This window comes from Streptomyces sp. NPDC005141, from assembly GCF_053599975.1.
On the sequence record NZ_JBSFYW010000097.1, the window covers coordinates 1 to 21,557 of the forward strand.

A 21,557-nucleotide genomic window follows, 5' to 3' on the forward strand; every position below is an offset into this window, starting at 1 on the left:
TGTCATTTGTTTGATTGTGATGTTGACTGCGGTGGTGGCTTGTGGTTTGTTGTGTTCGGTTATGTTTGAACTGTCCGGCCTGAGCCGCCGGTCAGCCCCCGGAGTCATATGGTGTGCCAGGACCTGTCCTAGCGGCCGTGCCGGCCGTCCGACGCCGCGCGCCGCCGCACCGAGGCGAACAGTGCCGCCGCGCCGAGCGCCAGAGCGGCGGCGCCGCCGATCGCGATGTACGAGGTGGAGGAGTCGCCGCCGGTCTCGGCGAGGCTCTCGGAGGAACCGGCGGCCTCCGGCTGGTTCTCCGCCGTGTCCGAAGCGGTCCGGGTGTCCTCGGCGGAGCCGTCGCCCTTGTCGCCCGTGTCGTCCTCGGTGACCCCGGCGGCGTCCGTGCTCGCGGTCGGCTCCGCCGACGTACTGGCGTCGTCGTCACCGTGGCCGTGATGCTCCACGGCCGACTTGTCGCTGCCGTCCTCGATCTGCTCGTCGGAGGGCGCGGAGGCGCTCGGCGCGGGAGTGGTGCCGCCGCGCGCGCCGCCGCCACCGCTCCCGCCGAACGCGACGTCGGAGCAGGAGTAGAAGGCCTCCGGGCTGTCCGAACGCTGCCAGACCGCGTACAGGAGCTGCTTGCCGGAGCGCTTCGGGAGGGTGCCGGAGAAGGTGTAGAAGCCACCCGAGGCAGCCGGGTCGGTGACCGTCGCGACCGGGTGCGCCAGGTCCAGGTCGTCCCAGGCCAGCGGCTGGGCCGGGTTGTACCCGGCCTTCGTGATGTAGACCTTGAACGTGCCCTTGTGCGGTGCGGTCACCCGGTACTTGAAGGTGTACGAGCCGCTGCTCACGCTCGTCGTGGGCCAGTCGGAGCGAGCCAGGTCGAGTCCCTTGAACTCTTCGCTGTTGGCGCTGCACAGCTTGCCGTCCGGGATCAGCGCCTCGTGCCGCCCGTTCGCGTCGCCGATGCGGATGCCGTTCCAGTCGTAGAGCAACTGGGTGCCGCCAGCCGCGACGGCGGCCTTGCAGGCGTCCGACCTGGGGCTCTCCGGACCCTCCGCGTAGCACTGGGACACCCGGCTCACCGGGTCCCCCATCGAGCCGTGCGCCGAGGCCGGCGCGGCGGCCAGCGCGGACAGGGCGAGCGGGGCGATGCCGAGGGCGGCGACGCCGGCGGCCTTGCGGCGTGCAGACATGAGGGAACTCCTCGAACGGTTCTGGTGCGTGGGGTGAGTCCCGCACGGCGTTCCGTGCGGGGGATCCCGTGGGGGGGCGATCAGAAAACTAGCCCCTGGAAACCGTGGAATCGCCTGCTGGAGGCAGGTGATGGAGATCCTTATGGCGCCGTTAAGGGAGTACTGAGACTGCGATCAGGTAGGTAGCGTGCGGGGCATGACAGAGACGTCCGAGGAGTGCGGGGAGACGCCCGAGGGGTTCGGAGTGCGGGTGGCCGTCGCTGCCGACGTGCCCGTCGTGAAGGCCGTGATCGACGCCGCGTTCCATCCCTACGTCGAGCGCATCGGGCTCGTTCCGGTGCCCATGGAAGCGGACCACGCGGCGAATGTGGCGGCGGGGCGGGTGTTCGTCACGGGGGAGCCGGTGACGGGGCTCGTGGTCGTCGAGGAACGCCCGGACCATCTGTATCTCGACATCATCGCCGTCCGCCCCGATGCCCACGGCCGGGGCATCGGGGGACGGCTGCTGCGTTTCGTGGACGCACACGCGCGGGCCCTCGGGCTGGACGAGATCAGGCTCTACACGAACGCGATGATGTGGGAGAACCAGAAGATCTACCCGAGACACGGGTACGAGGCGACCGAGCGGCGCGTGGACGGGCCGTACGACCGGATCCACTACGTCAAGCGGCTGGTCTGACGGCGTCCGCCACGATGCCGCCGATCAGGCGGTGTCCACCGCGAGCTTGATCGGACGGTCCCCGCGAGCCATGGCGGGCGCGGCGGCTCAGCCGTCCGGCCACCAGGTGCGCGCGATGTCCTTTCGGACCTCCGGGCGCTCGGCCGGGCGCTCGTCGGACTCGTCCCGTACGCGGCGGGAGTCCGACTTCCTCAGGGGCTTCTGCACGGTCACACGGCGCATGGCTGCCTCCTTGCGTCTACCGGATTCCGCGGTTGTACGGAGGTAGACCCTTTCGGGGAGAGTTCCTCATCGGTCGCGTTCTGTCTGTGGCGGCGGTCACCCGTCGACTGTCAGTGGCGGGTGTCACCCTGGGGCGCATGGTGAGTAACAGTGGCATGAATCCGGGGGCGGGCGTCGACTGGGACGCGGAGTCCGCCACCTTCGACGAGGAACCCGATCACGGCCTGCGCGACCCCGTGGTCCGCGATGCCTGGGCCGCCCGGCTGCGGGAATGGCTGCCCGAGCGGCCCAGCGATGTACTCGACGTGGGCTGCGGAACCGGCAGCCTGTCACTCATCGCGTCCGAGCGCGGTCACCGGGTCACCGGGGTCGACCTCTCGCCCTCCATGATCGACCTGGCCCGCGCCAAGCTGGCCGGCCGTGACGCGGCCTTTCTCATCGGTGACGCGGTGGCACCACCCGTCGGCGAGCAGCGCTTCGACGTCCTGCTCAGCCGCCATGTGCTGTGGGCGCTGCCCGATCCCGAGCGCGTGCTGCGGCACTGGCGCGGACTCCTGCGCCCGGGAGGGCGGCTGGTGTTCGTCGAGGGCGTGTGGGGGACCGTGAGCCCGGTCGGCCTGTCCGCCGAGCGGCTGACCACCCTGCTCCGGCCTCTGATGTCCGAGGCCGGAGAAGCGGCCGGCCTGCGCGTGGAGCCGCTGTCGGCCGACGCGCGGCTCTGGGGGAGGGACGTCGACGACGAGCGGTACGCCGTGGTGGCCACCTTCTGAGCGGCGCCGCCCTCAGGTCCTAGTCGGCCATGCCCAGGGCCCGGGGCCAAGTCCCCTGGCTCCCGGGCCTGTTCGGCAGGTCCGCCGCTTACGTAAGGAGCGCTTCGAAGCCGCCCTCGCGGGCCAGCTGCTCGAGCTCGTCCAGCGCCTTCTCGGCGGCGGCCGCGGCCGCCGGGTCGGTGGCGGCCAGGCCGCTCTCCGCGAACTCGTCCTCGTCCAGGCGCAGTACGTCCGTGCCATCGGCGGAGCGCCACAGGTCCAGGTCGAGATCCTCGACGACCAGCCGGCCTCCGGAGACGGTGGCCGGGCGGGTGATGTCGCAGTACCAGCCCTTGCGTACGCCCCCGGCGTCCCGGACTTCCTTCACCGCGTACCAGCGGTCCCGCCAGTAGTACTCGGTGAAGACGTCGCCCTGCTCGAACTGTACGAAGCCGAAGTCGCGGACGGTGTCGCCCGCCCACGGTGCGCGCACGACCACCCGGGTGCCGTCGTCGGCGAGCAGCTCGGCCGGGTAACTGATCTTCGTACGGCCTGCCTTGACGAGCACGATCTCCAACGAGCCGGGCGTGTCAGCCGAGGTCACGGACATACTTCACCTCCGTTGCGCAGATTTCGTAACCGAACCACTTGTTGATCGCCAGCATCGGCCCGTTGCCGGTGTCGTTGCCCGTGAACGCGTCCGTGAAGCCGGCCGCGCGGGCCCGGTGCAGGGAGTGGTTCTTGGCGAGTTTGGCGAGACCCCGGCCCCGGAAGGCGCGGCCGGTGCCCGTCATCACGGTGCCGTAGCGGGTGCGGCCGTCGGTGCGGGCCGCGCTGAACGCCGCCGGGCGGCCGTCGACGAGCGCGACGGAGGTGAGCTCATGGCTGAGAAGAGGGTGGCGCCAGGTCTCCGTCAGCCAGGCCTCGTAGTCCGTGAACTCGCGGTCGACGTCGCTCGGTTCGTCGAGGAGCGTCTCCGCGTCCAGCGTGAACAGCGGGCGCGGGTCGTCCGCGAAGTCCGCCGCCGTGCGCAATTCCACGCCCTGTGGCGGGGTCTGGAGCGGCGGCAGGTCGCCGTTCGCCAGGTCGAGGCGGAGGAAGTGCGCGGAGCGGGCCGCGCCATAGCCCCGCTGCGCGGCGAAGGCGCGGTTCGCGGGCGCGTCCAGCACCCAGGCGTGCAGCCTCGTGGCGCCCAGGACGGCGAGCCGCTCCTCGGCGGAGCGAGCCAGCAGCGAACCCGCGCCGCGCCCCGTCCGCTCCGGGTGCACATAGACGTTGACATAACCCTGGCCGGGCTCCGGGCTGTCGTACACGAGGCCCACCTGCGCGGTGCCGATCAGCTCGCCGTCCTCCTCGGCCAGCAACGGCCGGTAGTGGGAGTCGGGATGGGCCTGCGCCAGGTCGTAGGCGACGGACTCGGGGGTGAAGAGCATGAACGGGAGGGCCTGGTGACGGATACGGGCGAAGCCCGCGGCGTCCGCCGGGTCCCCGCGGCGCAGCTCTCGAACGATCACGGTCATGGCATCGCACGCTACGCGTGGGCCGGGTGGGGATGCCTCTCATTTTCCGGCGGGTACGGGGGAATCACTTTCCGCGGGTACGGGACAATCGCCGCGTGACCCTGAAGATCCGCATCGCAGAGGGGGCCGCGCCGTACGAGCAGGTGCGCGCCCAGATTTCCGAGCAGGCCCGGTCCGGCGCGCTGCCGGTCGGCTACAAGCTGCCCACGGTACGGGGGCTGGCCGAGTCGCTCGGCCTCGCGGCCAACACCGTCGCCAAGGCCTACCGGGCCCTCGAGTCGGACGGGGTGATCGAGACGCGGGGCCGCAACGGAACGTTCGTCGCCGCCGCCGGGGACGCCGCTTCACGCGAGGCCGCGTCCGCAGCGCAGGCCTACGCCGAGCGGGCGCGACGGCTCGGGCTGACCGAGGACGCCGCCCTGGACGCCGTACGGGATGCGCTGAGGGCGGCGTTCGAGGCTTCCTAGCCCGGCTCCCGGACGGTTCCGAGTCGAGGCAGGGCGGCCCCGTGCGTGTCGCTCACGGGGCCCGCGCGTCGCTCACAGGTGGTCGCTCACAGGTACAGGCCCGCGTCCGCTCCCTCGCGCTGGTCCGGTACCGATGTGGGTGTCGTGCCGCGGCGCAGCGCGTACAGCTCCGCGAGGGTCGCGCCCTCGCGCGAGACACCCGCCTCGGTGCCCAGCCAGCCCACCGCCTCCCGGCGGGTGAGCGGCCCGACCTCGATCCGGGCCAGGCAGCGGCCGGGGCGGACGACGGCGGGGTGCAGACGCTCCAGGTCCTCGTTCGTCGTGACGCCCACGAGGACGTTGCGGCCCTGGCCGAGCAGTCCGTCGGTGAGGTTGAGCAGCCGGGAGAGCGCCTGGCCCGCCGTGTGCTTCGCCTCGCCGCGGATCAGTTCGTCGCAGTCCTCGAGGAGCAGGAGCCGCCAGCGCCCCTTGCCGCTGCCGTCCTCCTCGCCGATCGCGATGTCCATCAGATAGCCGACGTCGGAGAACAGGCGCTCGGGGTCCAGCACGCAGTCCACCTGGCACCAGTCGCGCCAGGAACGGGCCAGCGTACGCAGGGCGGAGGTCTTGCCGGTGCCGGGCGGACCGTGGAGCAGCAGCAGACGGCCCGCGATGTCCTCCGGGGTGGTCTTCATCAGGCGGTCCATGGCATCCGCCACCGGTCCCGTGTAGTTGGGGCGGACCTCCTCCCACGTACCCGCCGAGATCTGCCGGGTCGTGCGGTGCGGGCCCCGGCGCGGCGACACGTACCAGAAGCCCATCGTCACGTTCTCCGGCTGCGGTTCGGGCTCGTCCGTCGCGCCGTCCGTCGCCTGCTTCAGCACCTTCTCGGCCAGCTCGACGCTGGTCGCCGTCACCGTGACGTCGGCACCTCGGTTCCAGCGGGACACCAGCAGGGTCCAGCCGTCGCCCTCGGCGAGTGTCGCGCTGCGGTCGTCGTCGCGCGCGGAACGCAGCACCCGGGCGCCCGGGGGGAGCAGGGTGGCCCCGGACCGTACGCGGTCGATGTTCGCCGCGTGCGAGTGCGGCTGCTCGCCCGTCGCGAAGCGACCGAGGAACAGCGCGTCGACGACGTCCGACGGCGAGTCGCTGTCGTCGACGTTGAGCCTGATCGGCAGAGCGTCGTGTGGGTTCGCAGACATGTCGCCATGATCTGTCACGCGGGCGCCCCGTGCACCCGGTTTCCGTGGTGCGTCGCGTGTGTCGCGTGTGGTGCCGCCCTTCCGGTGTATCCCTTCCGTCCTGTTACAGGGCTGTGGTGAACGAGATCTGTCCCGCGCCGGATTCCCCCGGTTACTGTGGCCCATGATGGGACGTCATGGGTGGAATTCGGGGGCGGGACGATGGCGCCTCACCGCACTGATCGGCGTGGGGCTGGCCGTGCTGGCCCTGGTGGTGACTCTGCTCAACACCCTTCCGGGAGACGGCGGGAGCACCGCGGGCACGACCCGCGACGGGGACAAGGTGCACGGCACGCCGGTCACTCCGCCCGAGTCGCCGCGTCCGGAGGTGGGCTGGGGGTTCACCCACACCCAGTTCAGCGCGGACGAGGGCGATGACGCCGCCACCGAGCGGGTCGAGGGGCTGCTGGGCGGGAACCGGGTGTCGCTGCCGCAGAACCAGCACATCATGGGCTGGGGAGCGGGCAACCCCGAGCCGTCCGAGGGGCGTTACGACTTCTCCGAGATGGACAGCCGCGTCGACTTCATCCGCAGGTCGGGCGGCACCCCGATCGTCACGCTGTGCTGCTCCCCGGACTGGATGAAGGGCGGCAGGCCCGGCGCCGACAAGACGAACTGGAGCCGGTCCTCGCTGGAGACGGCCCCGGAGCCCTCCCACTTCGCGGACTTCGCCGCGCTCGCCGCGACCGTCGCCAAGCGCTATCCCGACGTACGGCACTTCATCGTCTGGAACGAGTTCAAGGGCTTCTGGAACGACAGCGAGGGCCGCTGGGACTACGAGGGCTACACCAAGCTCTACAACCTGGTCTACAAGGCGCTGAAGAAGGTGGACAAGGACATCATGGTGGGCGGCCCCTACCTGGTCATGGACAGCTTCGACCCACGTCAGACACAGGACGCGTCCCCGACCGTGAAGGGCACCTGGGGAGCCATGGACCAGCGGGTCCTCGACGCCTTCGCCTACTGGAACGAGCACAGGGCGGGCGCCGACTTCGTGGTCGTGGACGGCTCCAGCTACACCAACGACGACGACATGCTGCCCGACGAGTTCGCGGCCACCGACAAACTCACGGCCGTCGGGAAGTGGGTGCGCGAGCAGACGCACGGGCTGCCGCTGTGGTGGGCCGAGTACTACGTCGAACCGGCCGACGGCAAGGACGAGCGCAAGGGCTGGTCCGAGACCCGCCGCGCCGCCGTCCAGGCGAGCGGCATGATCGCGATGGTCAGGGGCGGCGCCTCCTCCGGCTTCTACTGGAACCCGGAGAAGGAGCAGGGAGGGGCCTGCGCCGGCTGTCTGTGGACACCGACCGGCACCGCGGGCGGCGGGAAGGAACTCCCGATGTACGACCTGATCTCCCGCTTCGGCAAGGCGTTCCCGCCGGGGACGGCGTACGAGAAGGTCCCCGTCGCCGCGGACGACGTGCCCAACGTGCGCGTCCTCGCCTCCGACCGGACCGTCCTCGTGGTCAACACCCTGGACCGGTCGATCAACGCGAAGGTCGACGGGAAGCGCTTCGAGATGGGCGCGTACGAGGTGAAGTGGCTCAGCCGGCAGCCCGGTTGAGCCACTTCACCCGCGCACACCGCTCCGCCCTCACTTCATCGTGAGGAACCGCTGTACGAGTGAGGCCAGCAGGACCGCCAGCAGGGGCAGCGAGAACCAGAAGCTGCTCTGCAGCCACTGCAACTGCCGTACGCCGGGCCGCACCGCGACGCGTACGACCTCCCGTGCCGCCAGCAGCACGATGAGGGCGACGGCCGAGAGCCCGCCGACGACCGACCACGGCGTCCACGTCACCTGCGGCCCGATCGGGCCGGGTTCGGCCCGCGGGACCGCGCCCTCGGGCTGCTTGCGCAGCGTGTACATCGTGACGTCGTCGTTGACCAGGACCTTCTTCAGCTCCTGCCGGTCGTCGAGATGGGTGATCAGCCTCGACTCCCAGGTCGCCGAATAGCCCACGTCCAGCTGGAGATAGACCACCTGACTGCGGTTGATCATCAGATACGAGTTCGGGCCCGCGTCCTTGAGCGCCTTGACGAGCCCGGAAACCAGCACCGGGTCGGCGGGCGCGAGGGTGGGCACGTACTGCACCTTCTCCATGTCCCTGGCACCCCACGGCATCGCGGGTGTCACGTTGTCGACCGTGTCGTTGCTCAGCCACAGCAGCCGGACCGTCGGATCGTCGTGCGCGTAGACGTAGTTCATCGCCGTGACCTCGCCCGGCCTGATCCGCTCGAAGGGTTCGTTGCCCCAACGGGCCACCAGGAAGCCGCCCATGAGCAGCAGGCCCGCCATCAGGGCGGCGATCGGCGCGAGGCTCACCCGGTCCTTCTCGCGCTCCTTCGCGGTGACTCCGGTGCGCGGGAAGAGGGCGAGTCCGGCGAGCAGGGCCGCCCCCGGAACGGCGAACATGAAGACACGCAGGGCCATCTCGCCGCCGTACGACTGCATGCCGAAGCCGAGGAACGGGACGAAGGTGAGGACGAGCAACGACCGCTCGCGGTACTTGTGGTCGCGCCGCCGCCACCAGCCCCAGCAGGCGAAGGCCATCACCCCGCCGGCCAGCAGCACCCGGGTGTACAGCACGAGCTTGTGGGTCGAACTGCCGCCCTGGATGCGGCCGGAGACCGACGTCGACACGTTGCTGCCGACGCCGCCGACCCCTCCGAACAGGTCGTCGAAGTGGCCCGACCAGTACGGCTCGGCCATGAAGCCGACCCACACGGCGACCAGGACGGCGAACAGGATGGGCAGACCGCGCAGTTCGGATCGGCCGACGAGGACGAGGACCGCGAGGACACCCAGCATCACGAACGGCGTGAGCTGGTGCGCCGGGACGGTGGCCGCGAACAGCCCGATCAGGATCATGAGGAGCACGGCCCGCTGCCGGCGATCCGTCGGCTCGACCTCGGCCTCGCCCGGCCGCCGCACCGCCCACAGCATGCGCGGCGCCCGGAACCACACGAGCAGGATCGCCACGAACACGAGATAGAGCAGATAGGTGAAGCCCTGCGGGGAGAAGTAGTCCTGGCCGACCCAGGCGCAGAGGGCGAAGAACCAGATCCCCGTCCACTGGGCGCGCCAGCTCGCCCGCATCGAGCGGACAAGCAGGAACATCGGTACCAGATAAAGGAGTTGGATGGTCATCGGCCACCAGCGGATGACCTCGGAGAGGTCGGTGACCCCGCAGGCCTTCGCGACGAAAGCGGCCACGGCGAAGAAGCCGGGCCAGCTCCAGCGGGCGTCCAGGTCCGGTACGGCGGACCCCGTGCGGTCGATGTAGTCCAGGAACCCGAGGTGCTGCCAGGCGGTCGCGAACCGTGGTTCGGTCTCGATGACGGCCGGCAGCGCGTGCAGGGACACGACCGTGGCGAGCAGGGTGATCAGCAGCAGGCCCCGGTGCTCGCCGTTCATCCAGAGCAGGGACGCGAACACCGTGACCAGCAGGGCCGCGCCGATCAGGGTCGGCAGCGGGAGCACGGAGATCAGGCCGAGGCCGCCCATGCGCGCCAGGGAACCGTCGTCGAGGCTCAGCACCGGAACCCAGTAGAGGAGCAGCGCCGAGATCAGGAGGCAGCCGAGGACGACGCCGGGCTTCGACGGATGCAGGACGCGCTCGCGCAGGGACAGGGGCGGATCGCTCGGCGGCCGCCGGTCGTCGGTGGCCGGCCGGCTCCCGGTGGCCTGCGGGGCTTCGGCGGGCGAGTCGCCGGACGCCGTGCTCCGCGCCCCGGACGAGACGCCCCCGGGGCCCTGCGCATCGAAGGGGGCGTCGACCTCCGGTGTCTCCGACGGGCCCAGCGACGCCTCCGAGCCCGGCTCGCGGGTCTCGACCGGCAGCCCCACGGACGGCTGCCGCCGTGCCCACGACGGGCTCCGGACAGCGGGAGTCCCGGTCGGCGGGGTGCCGGGCCCCGGGCGGACGTCGGGCCTGCGTTCCTGGTGGTCGAAGTCGATGTGGAGGCCGAGGGCGAGGGTGTCGGAGTCGAGGGCCCAGGCCGGGCCGCGCCTCGGCTCGCGGGGCTCCGCCGCGGCGACATCGCGCGCCCCCAGGTCGGCGAGGTCCCCGTCCGGCGCCGCGTCCTCGGGCAGCGCGGCCGGCGGGGCGGTGCGTACGATCCTGAACAGCTTGGGCGCGGCGATCGCCACGATCACCGCGAGGCTGGAGATCTCGGCGACGCCCGCCCCGGTCAGGCCCATACGCGGCAGCAGGATCACCGTGAGGCCGAGCACGAGCAGGCACAACAGGCCCTGGAGATAGGCGAGTCCCGAGGTCCGGCTCTGGGCGCGCAGGACGGCGAAGTACGTCTCCATGACCACCCGCAGCAGCGCGCCGACGGCAAACCAGCGCAGCAGCGGGGTGGCCGCGTGCGCGTAGCCGTCGCCGAACACACGCAGGATGAGCGGGGCGCCGAGGAACAGCAGTCCGCACACCGGCAGCATGATCCGGGCCATGCGCTTGAGCGCGGCCCGGGTGTTGGCGGCCAGCCGCGCCGGATCGTGCGATCCCTCGACGGTCAGCGAGGCACCCATGTTGATGGCGAGCAGGTTGACCGTGCCGCCGATGGTGGTGGTGATGTAGAAGTACGCGTTGTCGGCGGAGCCGACCTGCGACGCCACGATCACCGGGACGAGATAGACGACGGCGAGCGAGAACAGGGAGCCGGTGTAGTCGCCGGCGAGGAAGCGGCCGATCTCCTTGAGCGACGGCGGCCCGGCGTGGTCCTTCGTCGCCTTCACATGCCGGGGGACCAGCCGCCGGAACACCAGCAGTCCGAGCGGCACCACCGACATCGCGATCGCGGCGACCCAGGAGGCGAAGACGCCCGAGGTGGGCAGCGCGGCGGCGAAGCCGACCAGCAGCACCAGCTTCACCGCGGAGAACACGGTGTTGCCCACCGGCACCCACAGCGCGCTGCGCAGCCCCGTCAGCACGCCGTCCTGCAGTGTCAGCAGCGACCAGGCGATGACCGCGACGACGAAGCCGACTCCGTGGAGCGGGCCGTGCAGGAAACGGTACGAGGGTCCCCACAGGTTCAGGGTGAGCAGGAAAATCCCTGCCGCGAGCGCCACGATCACCGAACTGCCCGCGTACGTACGGAGGATGAGCCGCCCGGTGGCACGGCCCGCGACCGGGATGAAGCGGGCGAGCGCACCCGTCAGCGTCACCGCGGTCACGCCGGCGAGGAGCTTCATCGCGGCGATCGCGGCGGAGCCCTGACCGACCGCCGCGTCGGTGTAGTAGCGGGCGGCGATCAGCCAGTACCCGAGCCCGAGCACCGCGGAGATCCCGGTGTTGAGCATCAGGGCGTAGGCATTGCGGAACAGCGGGCTGCCGCCGCCGCCCTTGCGGCCCATACCGGGCAGGCGGAGGCGGCGGCCCGGCCGCTGCTCGGGTGCCTCGGTCGTGGGCGTGGAAGCCTGGGTCGTGGTCGTCGTGTCAGACACGGGAACGCATGGCCTTCCGGCGGACCTGTCGTGCTCTTCGGACCATGGCGTACCCCTTGGTGAGGGCACGGTCCCGGGCGAAGGTGCGGGCGATCGCGCGGCCCTCGACCAGCCGCTCGAACTCCTCGATACCGGTCGTACGGCGCACGGTGACGCGCTGCAGGGCGTAGGGGCCCTGGCGCCGGCGCGCGAGACCGTTGCCGACGGCGAGCGACTGGGCGAACCCCGCCTCACGCACCGTACGGCGCACCCGTGAGCTGGAGTAGCCGTACGGGTACGCGAACGAGACCGGGCGGGCGCCCAGTTCGTCGGCGATGATCTCCTTGCAGCGCAGCAGCTCGGACCAGAGCGCGTCGTCCGTGATCCGGTCGAGCTGCGGATGGGTGTGGCTGTGCCCGCCGATCTCCATCTGCTCCCCGGCGAGCCGGCGCACCTGGTCCCAGCCGAGCATGGCGTCGAGGCCGCCCCCGGTGTCGTACGCGCCCCTGATCCACCCCGTCGAGACGAACAGGGTGGACGCGAAGCCGTATTTGGCGAGCGCGGGCAGTCCGTGCAGATGCACGCCCTCGTACCCGTCGTCGAAGGTGATCAGGACGGGGCGCGCGGGCAGCGGACCGCCCGAGCGCCAACTCGACGCCAGCCGTGCGGTGTCGACGGGTGTGAAGCCGCGGTCGTCGAGCAGCGCCATCTGCTCGGCGAAAGCCTCGGGGGAGACGGACAGCGCGCGGGTCGCGTCGTTGGGCGACCGCGCGATCGAGTGGTACATCAGGATCGGTACCGGTTCGCTCATGCCGCCGCCCCCTCGTCGTCCGGAACCCCCTCGATCGCCGTGACGGAGACCACGGAGAACGCGGCGCCGCTCCGGCGGGCCCGGAGGCTCCCGAGTACGTACCCCCCGGCCGCGGTCAGTACCCCGGCGACGATCGCGCCCGCGCGACCCGCGCCGCCCGGTCGTGCCAGGGCGGCGTCCCGCAGCCCGCGCAGCACCCCGGCAGGCAGCACCCGGGTCGTGTAGCGGCGCTCCGACTCGAGTCCCTTGCCCGCACCCACACTTCGGGCGACCAGGGCCTTGGACAGGCCCTCGGCGTAGGCGCGGGTGCGGAAGTAGCCGAAGTGTTCGCGAGCCTCGGGCACCCGGTGGTGGATGACGGCGCGGTCGTCGATCAGCAGGATCGCGTCCGGCCGGGCACGGGTGAGACGGATGCACAGCTCCGTCTCCTCGCAGCCCAGCGGGCGCTTGTCGCCGTCGCGGCCGATGCCGGTCGCGAAGCCGCCCGCCGCGTCGAACGCCGTCCGGCGGAAGGAGGCGTTGCCGCCGAGTACGTTGCGGACCCGTACGCGGCCCGGCGGCAGGCCCTTGTACGTGCAGCCCACCACCCAGTCGAACTCCTCGGGGAACCAGGCCGGGCGGCGGCCCGAGGCCCAGAGGGGCATGGTGCGGCCGCCGACGGCCATCACCCGTGGGTCGGCGTAGCCCTCGGCGAAGTGCCGCAGCCAGTCCCCTTCGGCGACGGCGTCGTCGTCGAGGAACGCGATGACGGCCCCGCGCGAGGCGGCGATCCCGGTGTTGCGGCCGGCGGACAGGCCGCGGGGGCCCGCGTTGGCGAGCACCCGCACCCCGTCGGTCTCCTTGTACTCCCTGGTCAGCCGCTCCAGGAGGACGGTGTTGTGGTCCACGACCAGCAGCGTCTCCAGGGCGCGCAGGGACTGCGCCCGTACCGAGGAGACCGCCGCGAGGATGTCCTTCCAGCGGTCCTCGGTGTAGACGCAGATCACCACGGAGATGTCCTGCGTGCTCAAGACACCTCTCCCCGTCCGGAGTCGAGCTGGGCGGCGTGCGGCCTGCGGCGCAGCGCACGCCGGTTGGACCGCTCCTTGAGGATCACCTTGAGCACACGCAGCCCGTCCCGCACGGCACGCAGATTGCTCGTGCCGTGGATGCGGAGGTACTCGTGGCTCGGGATCTCCTGCACCTTGAGCCCTGCCTTGACCACCCGGATGTTCATCAGGGTCTCGACCTCGAAGCCGGTGCAGTCGAGCTCGATCTTGTCGAGGCAGTGCCGCCAGAACGCGTTGTATCCGTAGCAGAGATCGGTGTAGCGGGCGCCGAACTTGGCATTGACGGTCGCGCAGAGCACGCGGTTGCCGAGCTTGCGGATCGGCGTCATGTCGGATGTGCCGCCGCCGTTCGCGAACCGGGAGCCCTTGGCGAAGTCCGCCCCGGACACCAGAGCGGAGACGTACGACACGATCTCGTGACCGTCGGCCGAGCCGTCCGCGTCGACCATCACGATGATGTCGCCGGTGCACGCCTCGAACCCGGTGATCAGGGCGTCTCCCTTGCCCTTCCCGCGCTGTTCGACGACCTTGACGTCGGGCCACAGCTCACGGGCCACTTCGACGGTGTTGTCGGTGGAGTTGCCGTCCACAAGAACCACTTCGTGTATCCACGAGGGAAGTGTCTTGAAGACATAGGGGAGATTCTCCGCCTCATTCATGGCGGGAATCACGACACTCACCGGTGGCGCGATGGCCAGGTGAGAAGAGATCGGCCGGTACTTGGCGGCCGTTGACGGATCATCGCCCGGGATCGCTGGGCGCAGGACTGAGCTCATGAGTCTGGTCCCTCTCGTCCGGTGGACCGCCCGCCCCTGGGCGGTCCGGTTCTTTGTCCGGTTCGAAAGGGGGGTTCTCACTGACGGCATGCCGAAAGGAATCTCCGTGCATGCCGGGTGAGCTGGCAAAGCTGGCCGGCTCCGAAAAGAGGAGCCGGTCGCGCGGCACGACTCGGCACAGGTCTGGTCACCGAGTACGGCACCCCCCAACCGCGCCCCGCGCCGGGAACCATCGCGGTCCTTGAGCCCTCCCCTAGAGCCGTCGATGATGGACCGATGCGGGTGAGATGTACGACGGTATTGACGAATGAGTCCGTATGGCAAGACCTGGAACGAGGCCTCACGTTTTTGTTGGTTTGACCGTTACACGACGCCTCGAACGGATTTTCCCCATCCGATTGAGGATCCCGCAGGCCGGCTCGAACGGCTCCGGCCGGGTGTCACCACCCGCCCCTCGGGCACGGAGATGTGCCGTGCCCTCGAGGAGTCCTGGTCATTCCGGCCCCGATCCGTCAGGGGTCCGTCCGGCCGTCGCGCGACTACGCCATCGCCGTGCCGACACCAGCAGGAGAACCAGCGAACTGAGTGCGGCCACGGTCACGATCCCGCCGGGAACCGACCACCGGTGCACGGCGAGCATGCCCTGGGCCACCAGCATGTTCAGGGCGACCGCGCCGGCGACGGACGCGAGGACGCGGCCGAGGGGATCCAGCCCGCGCAGCGCGGCCGCGATGGCGAACGACGGTGACGCGAGCAGGAAGAACAGGGTGAACGGACCGCGCAGGGGTGAGTCCGCGTCGGCGAGCGCCAGATACCCGCCGACGCCCGCGACCACGGTCGCGGCGCCCGCGAGCAGCGGCAGGAGGTCCCTCCCCGGACCTGACCGCGACCGCTCCGCGGTGTCGGATGGAGATGCCTTGATCCTTATGGTCTGCATGGGCGACTTTGCCCCCCGAAGCGCCGGATGTCGGGCTTCAATGTGGCGTAGTGGGCCTGTGGACGTCAAGACGCGGAAGGCGCTCAGGGGCTTCCCGACCGCCTCCGGCCGCAGCCTTCCGGAGTTGTCGCCCCGCTTCGGCGACCAGGGTGCCGCACACCGGAGTTGACGGTCTGTCATTCATTGTCATCTGACTGTCATGGACATGTAACGAAATATGCCGTGAACAGGGGTGGAGCCGGTGGCGGGGGTCCGAAAAGTCTTGGCATGGACACTTCCTGTCAACACGCGTAGCTGCTACCAACGTTGTGGCAGAGATCCTGCTAAAGGGAGGTTCCATGAGACGTTCCCGAATTACGGCATACGTGACCTCACTCCTCCTCGCCGTCGGCCTCGCCCTTACCGGGGCGGCGACAGCGCAGGCGCGAACCGCGGCGGCCACCGGCTATGTGGCCCTGGGTGACTCCTATTCCTCCGGTGTCGGCGCCGGGAGCTACATCAGCTCCAGCGGCGACTGCAAGCGCAGCACGAAGGCGTACCCCTATCTCTGGAGCGCCGCTCATTCACCCTCGTCGTTCGACTTCACCGCTTGCTCAGGCGCTCGTACGGGTGATGTCACGGCGAATCAGCTCGGCCCGCTCAGCTCCTCCACGGGCCTCGTCTCGATCAGCATCGGCGGCAACGACGCCGGATTCTCCGACGTCATGACGACCTGCGTCCTGCAGTCCGAGAGCTCCTGCCTCTCGCGCATCGCGACGGCGAAGGCGTACGTCGACTCCACGCTCCCCGGCAAGCTCGACTCCGTCTACTCGGCGATCAGCGCGAAGGCCCCGGCCGCCCATGTGGTCGTTATCGGCTACCCCCGCTTCTACAAGCTCAACGGCAGTTGCCTGACCGGACTTTCGGAGACCGAGCGGTCCGCGATCAACGGCGCGGCCGACTACCTGGACAGCGCGACCGCCCAGCGTGCCGCCGCCCACGGCTTCACCTTCGCCGATGTCAGGGGCACCTTCACCGGACATGAGATCTGCTCCGGCAGCGCCTGGCTGCACAGCCTGAACTGGCTGAACATCGGCGAGTCGTACCACCCGACCGCGGCCGGCCAGTCCGGCGGCTATCTGCCCGCCTTCACCGGAGCCGTCTGACCTCCGGACCCCCACTCCGGAATCCTTCGAGAAAGCACCCGTCCCATCCGGGGAGAACGTCCGCCCCGCCGAGGGACATCGTCATCCCCGTCACGGGGATGCGGAGGCGGAGGCCCCGTCCGTCGGGGTCTCCGTCACACAAGTGATCGTGAACGGGACCGAGTTGGAGGTCGCGTGGACCGGGCCGCGCACCTCCACGCTGATCTCGTTGGCGAACGTCCCGCTCGCGTCGTACGTCGTCGCCACCACCGTCTTCTGCTGCGTCCTGCCGCCGCCCGCGGGGAACGCGAGCGTCTTCCAGCTCGGATCGGTCACATCACCGGACTTCGTGACCCAGCGGTACTCGACATCCACCGGCACGCGGCCCACCGTGAAGGTCGCCGTGAACGACGGAGCCCCCGTGGCAGGCGGCGGACAGGCGCCCCTGTAGTCGGTGTGGTGACCCGAGACCGTCACCCGAACCGACTGCGCGGGCGGAGCGGTCGTCGAACTCCCGCCCCCGGGAGCGCTGCTGGAGGGACTCCCGCCACCCGTCGCACCCGCGGTGCCCTTGCTGCTCTCGCTCTTCTCGCCGCCCGAGTTCCCGCCGTCGGTGGTCCTGCCGGTGGCCCCGCTGCTGGTGGTCCCCTGCCCGCCGTTCCCGCCGTCACGGTTCAGCAGCGCGTACGTCAGTCCGCCGAGGGCGAGCGCCAGCGCGACCAGACCCGCGATCAGGGCGACGGCCGCGCGACGATTGCGGTCGGGCTCCGCCGGGGGTGTGGCCGACGGCACGGTCGCGGGAGGCGGGCCGAACCCCCGCGGTGGTGTCGGCGAGGCCGGGGACGGTTGGTTGAACGCCCCGATCGTCGGTGTGTCGGAGGGCGTCGGCGCAGCGACCACGGGCCGCGTGGGCGCCGCGCCACCCGCCGCGACGACACGCAGCTCGTGCTCGGCGGAGGCGGCGCTCGTCCGCTCGGCCGGATCCTTGGCCAGCAGGCCCTCGATGACGGGGGCGAGCCGACCCGCGCGACGGGGTACCGGCAGTGGTTCGTCGACGATGGCCCGCAAGGTGCTCAGCGGCGTGTTCTGCCGGAAGGGCGAGTTTCCCTCGACCGCCGCGTACAACAGCACCCCGAGCGACCAGAGGTCCGACTCCGGGCCGGGTGTGCGGCCCAACGCCCGCTCCGGGGCCAGGAATTCGGGCGATCCGATGACCTCGCCCGTCATGGTCAGGGCGGAGCTGCCCTCCACCGTCGCGATGCCGAAGTCCGTCAGGACGACCCGTCCGTCGTTCGCCATCAGCACGTTGCCCGGCTTCACGTCCCGGTGCAGCACCCCCGCCTCGTGCGCGGCACGCAGCGCGGCGAGCACCTCGGCGCCGATGTGGGCGGCGCGCTGGGGCGTCAACGGCCCCTCGGCGTCCAGCAGATCGGACAGCGCGATGCCGCGGATCAGCTCCATCACGATCCAGGGCCGGCCGTCCTGCGTGGCCACGTCGTAGACCGTCACCACATTGCGGTTGGAGATACGGGCGGCCGCCCATGCCTCCCGCTCCAGGCGCGCGTACATCCGCTCGACCTCGGACGTCTGAAGCCCTGCCGGGGCGCGGACCTCCTTCACGGCGACCTCGCGCTGCAGCACTTCGTCGCGGGCGCGCCACACCGTTCCCATGCCGCCTTCGCCCAAGGGCGAGAGCAGCCGGTAGCGCCCCGCGATCACACGTTCACTGCCCGGATCTTCGGACACGTGCGTCCCCCATTCGCATCCGCGCGTTTTCCCCACAAAAGTAGCTCAGCCGAGTACGGATGCCGCCCCCTTGAGCACCAATCCAGCCCCAAGGGCTACGACGATCAACGCCGATCCCAGAGGTGCGGTCCTGCGGACCAGGAGGACGAGGCGCCCCTCGGCCCACCGAGGACGCCTGGCCAGGGCCCGGGTCATCCCGCCGCCGAGTTTGACGACGGCGAACCCGGCCGCCGTCAGCGTCAGGGCCAGCCCGACGCCGTACGCGAGGACGAGGAGAAGACCGAACCAGGCCTGGCCGAGGGCCGCGGCGCCCACGAGCACGACGACCGCCGAAGGACTGGGGACCAGCCCACCGGCGAAGCCGAGCAGGATCGTCCCGCGGAGGGTGGGGGCGATCTCGTGGGTGTGGGTGAAGCCGCCGTGGGTGTGCTCGAGGGTGCGGGAGCGGGAGGTGTTGCCCGAGGGGTGGTCGTGCGGGTGCGGGTGCGGGTGCGGGTGCGGGTGCGGGTGGGAGTGAGGTTGGGGTGCGGTGGCGGTGGTGGGAGCGCTCGTCGTCACCGACGTGGTGGCGTGAGCGAGGACCAGGGGGCGTGCGGAGCGGTCGGCATGCCGATGCGGTACCCCCGCGTGTTCGCCGTCGTGAGCGTGGTCATGGTCGTGGTCGTGTGTGTGCCGGTGCGCGGGGGTGTGCTCGTGGTCATGCGTGTGACCCGGCCCGTGGTCGTGGGCCGTGGTCCGGTCCTGACCGTGCTCGTGCGCATGGGCGTGCCCGTGAGCGGGCTCGTGGGGGTGGTCGTGCGTGTGGTCCGTGCCGTGCGGATGTCCGTGGTCGTGGTCTTGCCCATGCCCGTGTGCCGGGGGCCGGTTGCGCCACGCCCGTCGCAGGAGAGTGGCGCCCGCCAGGGTCACCAGGACACCGCTCGACACCCCCAGCCAGGCGATCACGGAGGGGGCCGCCGCCGAGCCCGCCGTGACCAGCAGGCCGAGCGCGACGACTCCGAGGGTGTGGGTGACCGTCACGGAGGCGGCCAGGGGCAGTACGTCCTTCATCCGGGCCCGGCCCCCGCGCGCCGCCGCCGTCGCGGCCATCAGGGTCTTGCCGTGGCCCGGCGCGAGCGCGTGCATCGCACCCAGGGCGACGGCGATGAACAGGGCCAGCGCGGCGAAGCCGAAGGTGAGGTCATGACGGGCCACCAGATTGTTCAGGGCCTCGGTCCAGCGGTCGGCGCCGCGCGGGAGCACGGAGGCGGCCGGGGCCTCGCGCCGTTCCTCGACGAGGGCGGGGCCGCCGGGGCGGATCCTCAGTGACGCGGTGGCGGTGTCGGCCGGCGAGGAGAGCAGCGCCTTGGGGTACCGGGTCAGCTCCGCCGACACCGACTTCGCCGGTACGTCCGAGGAGGTGAGAGTCGTCCGGTCGCCACGGGCGGTGATCTCGCGCCAGCCGGGACCCCGGTCGGCGCCCGCGCTGTGGAAGCCCACGGTGACCGTCTCGTTCCTGGGCAGAGGTGCCGTCAGCCGGCACTCCACGCGCAGGGTGCTGAGACCCGCCTGGCCGGGCCGCACGCGTGCGTGGCTCGCGCCGGCGGTGAGCGCCACCGTGTGCCCGCCGACGGTCACCTTGCTGCCGCTCGCCGCGCTCTCGCACCGCTGCCGGGCCCAGTCGGCCATCCCGAGCTTCTCGATGTCGGGCTTGGCCTGGGTGGCGGGGATCTCCGCCAGGTCCTCGACGTGATCGACGCGCAACTGCCCGGGGGCCGCGACCAGTCCGTCGTACCGGTTGACGGTGAAGTTGCCGAGCGGATGCGCGCTCGCCTGTCCCGAGGGGACGAGCACGAGCGCGCAGGCCGCGGTCAGGATCGTTCCGCAGACGGCGAGGAATCGAGGTGCCCTCACTGCGCGGCCTCCAGTGCGGTACGGGCTTCGCGGGCGCCCAGCGGCGAGAATCCCGGGTTCAGCTCCAGGGCCGACCTCAGCGCGGTGCGCGCCTTCCCGGTGTGACCGGTGGCCTGCTCGATGACACCGCGGTGGTAGAGGAAGGACGCGTTGCGGTAGCCCGTCGCGGTGGCCCTGCGGGCGTACGGCAGGGCCTCCGCGTCGCGGCCCGACACGTGCAGCGCCCAGGCGAGCGCGTCCGCGGTGTGCACCGTGTGCCGGCGGGCCCACTCGTCGCGGGCCGCCTTCAGCGCGGCCTTGCGGTCGCCGTGGTCGGCGGCGGCAAGCGCCGTGTCGAGGTCGGCGTCGACGCCGTTGGCACGGGCCAGGGAGACCCAGGCGTTCACCAGCGTGTACTGGTCGCGGGCTTTCTGCGCGTCGCCCGCCTTGCCGCGGGCCTCGTACAACTCGCCCAGTTCGACGAGGGGTTGCGGGAGTGGGTAGCGCTGCACGACCTGCTCCATCCCCTTGATCGCCGCCGCGTGGTCTCCCTGCGCGGCCTGCGTGCGGGCCCGGCCTTCGAGGGCGGGGAGATAGCCGTCGTCGGCGGCGAGTGCCCGTGCGAAGTAGGTGAGTGCCGCGTCGTACTCGCCCTGGCTCCAGTCCAGTTGACCGAGCGCGGTGGCTACGTACGCGATGTCGCCGCGGCTGGTCGCGGTGGCCAGCGCCTGACGCAGGACCCGGCGGGCGGTCTTCACGTCGCCGCGCAGCTCGTGGACGTAGGCGTACCGGGTGAAGACGGGGACGCCCGGCCGCCGGGAGTCGGCGAGGTCGGCCGCCTTCGACGCCTCGTCGTAGCGGCCGAGTTCGACGAGCGCGTCGATCCGTGAGGAGAGGGCGCGCTCGCTGTAGGGGTTCTGCTTCAGCGCGAGGTCCGCGTACTTCAGGGCACCGGTGAAGTCGTGCCGGGCGGCGGCGAGGGCGGCGCGTCCGGCGAGTGCGGGGTCGTAGTCGGGGCGCAGCTTCAGGGAGCGGTCGAGCGCTTCCTGTGCCTGCGGGTAGCGGGAGGGGTCGCCCTTGGTGCGGGCCTGTTCCACATAGGCGAGGCCGAGTGTCGACCAGCCGCCGAAGTCCTTGGGCTGGGTGCGGAGATGGGCCTGGAGGGACGTGATGCTCGCGTCGAGGTCGCCGCTCGCGAGCAACTGCGGTGACACGCCGTTGGACACGTTCGCGACGGCGGGTGTCGTTCCGCCGTCCCGCAGGGCCCCGAGCACCACCGCGCCCGCTGTCATGGCCACTGCCAACGCGGCTGCGCAGAAGCTGAGTTGGGCCGTCCGCCAGCGACGCTGCGACGCCGACAGCCGGCGCACGGCGGCCACCCGCTCGTCGGGCGCCTCCGCGACGTCCGCGACGTCCGCGGTGTCCTCGCCGGAGTCGGCTTCCGGGGCGCTTTCGTCGGACGCGGCTTCCGCCCTGTCCTCGTCGGGTGTCGCCTCCGCCGTATCCCCGGTCGTTGTCGCTTTCGCCCTCTTCTCGGCGCGCACCGGCGTGGTCACGTCCTCGGCGCCCGCCGTGTCCTCGGCGGGTGTCGCTTCCGCGGTGTTCTCGGCGGGCATGGCCCCCACGGTGCTCTCGTCGGGCGTGGCCTTCTCGGCGTCCGGCGTCGCGTTGTCGTTCGTACGCGGGGACATGCCCTCTCCTCAAAGTCCTTGGCGGAACGGTGGTTGTGGGGGGTGGGGCGGCGCGGCCCGCACGGTGGGGGATGTGCTGCGTGCGGGC

At 71.1% G+C, this 21,557-nt stretch carries 18 protein-coding genes; 5 read left to right on the forward strand and 13 right to left on the reverse strand.

Going from position 1 to position 21,557, the window contains the following annotated elements:
• Positions 1 to 128 precede the first annotated feature (128 nt).
• Positions 129 to 1,178, reverse strand: coding sequence for a lytic polysaccharide monooxygenase auxiliary activity family 9 protein (locus tag ACWD68_RS39310; protein WP_451811262.1), 1,050 nt, complete (start codon positions 1,176 to 1,178; stop codon positions 129 to 131).
• Positions 1,179 to 1,374: 196 nt separating this feature from the next.
• Here ACWD68_RS39310 and ACWD68_RS39315 point away from each other — a divergent pair, with 196 nt between their 5' ends.
• Positions 1,375 to 1,857 carry a GNAT family N-acetyltransferase gene (locus tag ACWD68_RS39315; protein WP_451811263.1) on the forward strand — a complete coding sequence of 161 codons (483 nt, stop codon included), beginning with the start codon at positions 1,375 to 1,377 and terminating at the stop codon, positions 1,855 to 1,857.
• A gap of 87 nt (positions 1,858 to 1,944) precedes the next feature.
• Here the strand turns inward: ACWD68_RS39315 and ACWD68_RS39320 are convergent, their stop codons facing one another.
• Complete coding sequence (locus ACWD68_RS39320; protein ID WP_361679791.1) at positions 1,945 to 2,079, reverse strand: hypothetical protein; 135 nt, start codon at positions 2,077 to 2,079, stop codon at positions 1,945 to 1,947.
• A 137-nt stretch (positions 2,080 to 2,216) separates the two neighbouring features.
• Between ACWD68_RS39320 and ACWD68_RS39325 the strand changes: the two genes are divergently transcribed.
• Positions 2,217 to 2,849 carry a class I SAM-dependent methyltransferase gene (locus ACWD68_RS39325; protein WP_451811264.1) on the forward strand — a complete coding sequence of 211 codons (633 nt, stop codon included), beginning with the start codon at positions 2,217 to 2,219 and terminating at the stop codon, positions 2,847 to 2,849.
• An 88-nt stretch (positions 2,850 to 2,937) separates the two neighbouring features.
• Here ACWD68_RS39325 and ACWD68_RS39330 read toward each other — a convergent pair whose 3' ends face one another.
• Together ACWD68_RS39330 and ACWD68_RS39335 are read right to left on the reverse strand one after the other, a co-directional pair.
• On the reverse strand, positions 2,938 to 3,438 hold the full coding sequence (locus tag ACWD68_RS39330) for a DUF402 domain-containing protein (RefSeq protein WP_451811265.1): 501 nt from the start codon (positions 3,436 to 3,438) through the stop codon (positions 2,938 to 2,940).
• On the reverse strand, positions 3,419 to 4,348 hold the full coding sequence (locus tag ACWD68_RS39335) for a GNAT family N-acetyltransferase (RefSeq protein ID WP_451811266.1): 930 nt from the start codon (positions 4,346 to 4,348) through the stop codon (positions 3,419 to 3,421). Before ACWD68_RS39335 ends, ACWD68_RS39330 begins: the two co-directional genes overlap by 20 nt.
• 95 nt (positions 4,349 to 4,443) lie before the next feature.
• Here ACWD68_RS39335 and ACWD68_RS39340 point away from each other — a divergent pair, with 95 nt between their 5' ends.
• The gene (locus ACWD68_RS39340; protein ID WP_451811267.1) at positions 4,444 to 4,815 is read left to right on the forward strand and encodes a GntR family transcriptional regulator; all 372 of its coding nucleotides are present in this window, start codon (positions 4,444 to 4,446) and stop codon (positions 4,813 to 4,815) included.
• An 86-nt stretch (positions 4,816 to 4,901) separates the two neighbouring features.
• On the opposite strand, the gene ACWD68_RS39345 is transcribed toward ACWD68_RS39340, so the two are convergent.
• Positions 4,902 to 5,996, reverse strand: coding sequence for a DUF5925 domain-containing protein (locus tag ACWD68_RS39345; RefSeq protein WP_451811268.1), 1,095 nt, complete (start codon positions 5,994 to 5,996; stop codon positions 4,902 to 4,904).
• Between the two features lie 166 nt (positions 5,997 to 6,162).
• On the opposite strand from ACWD68_RS39345, the gene ACWD68_RS39350 reads away from it, so the two are divergent.
• Positions 6,163 to 7,599: a GH39 family glycosyl hydrolase gene (locus tag ACWD68_RS39350; protein WP_451811278.1), complete on the forward strand. Its 1,437-nt coding sequence runs from the start codon at positions 6,163 to 6,165 to the stop codon at positions 7,597 to 7,599.
• A gap of 30 nt (positions 7,600 to 7,629) precedes the next feature.
• On the opposite strand, the gene ACWD68_RS39355 is transcribed toward ACWD68_RS39350, so the two are convergent.
• The 5 genes from ACWD68_RS39355 to ACWD68_RS39375 all read right to left on the reverse strand — a co-directional run bounded on the left by ACWD68_RS39355 (position 7,630) and on the right by ACWD68_RS39375 (position 15,036).
• Entirely contained in the window at positions 7,630 to 11,484 is a 3,855-nt protein-coding gene (locus ACWD68_RS39355) for a lipopolysaccharide biosynthesis protein (RefSeq protein ID WP_451811269.1), read from the reverse strand.
• Positions 11,477 to 12,274, reverse strand: coding sequence for a polysaccharide deacetylase family protein (locus tag ACWD68_RS39360; RefSeq protein ID WP_451811270.1), 798 nt, complete (start codon positions 12,272 to 12,274; stop codon positions 11,477 to 11,479). The genes ACWD68_RS39355 and ACWD68_RS39360 overlap by 8 nt, the downstream gene beginning before the upstream one ends.
• The gene (locus tag ACWD68_RS39365; protein ID WP_451811271.1) at positions 12,271 to 13,284 is read right to left on the reverse strand and encodes a glycosyltransferase family 2 protein; all 1,014 of its coding nucleotides are present in this window, start codon (positions 13,282 to 13,284) and stop codon (positions 12,271 to 12,273) included. Before ACWD68_RS39365 ends, ACWD68_RS39360 begins: the two co-directional genes overlap by 4 nt.
• Positions 13,281 to 14,099 carry a glycosyltransferase family 2 protein gene (locus ACWD68_RS39370; protein ID WP_451811272.1) on the reverse strand — a complete coding sequence of 273 codons (819 nt, stop codon included), beginning with the start codon at positions 14,097 to 14,099 and terminating at the stop codon, positions 13,281 to 13,283. The genes ACWD68_RS39365 and ACWD68_RS39370 overlap by 4 nt, the downstream gene beginning before the upstream one ends.
• Positions 14,100 to 14,592: 493 nt before the next feature.
• Complete coding sequence (locus ACWD68_RS39375; protein ID WP_451811273.1) at positions 14,593 to 15,036, reverse strand: hypothetical protein; 444 nt, start codon at positions 15,034 to 15,036, stop codon at positions 14,593 to 14,595.
• Positions 15,037 to 15,374: 338 nt separating this feature from the next.
• Between ACWD68_RS39375 and ACWD68_RS39380 the strand changes: the two genes are divergently transcribed.
• Positions 15,375 to 16,181: an SGNH/GDSL hydrolase family protein gene (locus ACWD68_RS39380; RefSeq protein ID WP_451811274.1), complete on the forward strand. Its 807-nt coding sequence runs from the start codon at positions 15,375 to 15,377 to the stop codon at positions 16,179 to 16,181.
• 90 nt (positions 16,182 to 16,271) lie between these two features.
• Here the strand turns inward: ACWD68_RS39380 and ACWD68_RS39385 are convergent, their stop codons facing one another.
• Genes ACWD68_RS39385 through ACWD68_RS39395 form a run of 3 tightly spaced genes read right to left on the reverse strand, consistent with a single transcriptional unit; the run spans position 16,272 to position 21,469 of the window.
• Positions 16,272 to 17,906 (reverse strand): protein kinase domain-containing protein, encoded by a 1,635-nt coding sequence (locus ACWD68_RS39385; RefSeq protein ID WP_451811275.1) that lies wholly within the window; start codon positions 17,904 to 17,906, stop codon positions 16,272 to 16,274.
• A gap of 45 nt (positions 17,907 to 17,951) precedes the next feature.
• Positions 17,952 to 19,799, reverse strand: a complete 1,848-nt coding sequence (locus ACWD68_RS39390) for an urease accessory protein UreH domain-containing protein (protein ID WP_451811276.1) — start codon at positions 19,797 to 19,799, stop codon at positions 17,952 to 17,954.
• Complete coding sequence (locus ACWD68_RS39395; protein WP_451811277.1) at positions 19,796 to 21,469, reverse strand: hypothetical protein; 1,674 nt, start codon at positions 21,467 to 21,469, stop codon at positions 19,796 to 19,798. The genes ACWD68_RS39390 and ACWD68_RS39395 overlap by 4 nt, the downstream gene beginning before the upstream one ends.
• Between the last annotated feature and the right edge of the window lie 88 nt (positions 21,470 to 21,557).